Source organism: Seonamhaeicola marinus (assembly GCF_008085455.1).
The window spans coordinates 1-712 of the sequence record NZ_VSDQ01000863.1; the positions used below are offsets into that span (position 1 = coordinate 1).

Genomic DNA, 712 nt, shown 5'->3' on the forward strand with positions numbered 1-712 from the left:
ATCAGAAAAACCAGCTTCAATAACATCGCTACAGCCATCGCCATCACTATCTGCATCAATGTATGAAAATATAGTATCTGCATCAAAATCATTTAAAGTATAACCTATGGTATTACTATCGGGTGATGTTTCGGCGGCATCTGCCCAACCATTAATACCATATGTTGGGCCATCTTCAACACCATCAAAATTAGTGTCAGATAGTGTGCCTAATTGCCCAGTTTCAACTAAATCTGAAATGCCATCGTTATCACTATCTAAATCATAAAAATCCATAACGCCATCATTATCAGTGTCAATAGGTGCTGGAAAAAAGTCGAAAACATCATCTAATCCATCATTATTAACATCATTTCCAGATGGTGTTACAATGGAGCCAGAACGCTCAATAATATCAGGAATACCGTCATTATCACTATCTAAATCTAATTCATCTTTAATACCATCATTATCGTTATCATTTTTAAAACATGTAAGCGATATGTTAGCAGAAAAAGTAGAGGCTGTATTTATATTTTGAAGTTGATGTTTGAATGAAAAACCGTTAACACTATTTGCAAAAAAATGAAATGGTGTGTTGCCATTGGCCGCAGGGTTTATTCTGAAATGAATTTCAGAGCCTGAAAGTTGTGTGATACCCGTTTCAAAAAGGCCATCAAAATTTGAATCAATTAAAAGACGGTTATCAGGATCAACAACCGTAATATTTTTA

General features: G+C 34.6%; 1 pseudogene. It reads right to left on the reverse strand.

The annotated features are described in order from the left end of the window. A pseudogene (locus tag FUA24_RS25365) lies at positions 1–712 on the reverse strand (T9SS type B sorting domain-containing protein); the annotation flags it as partial.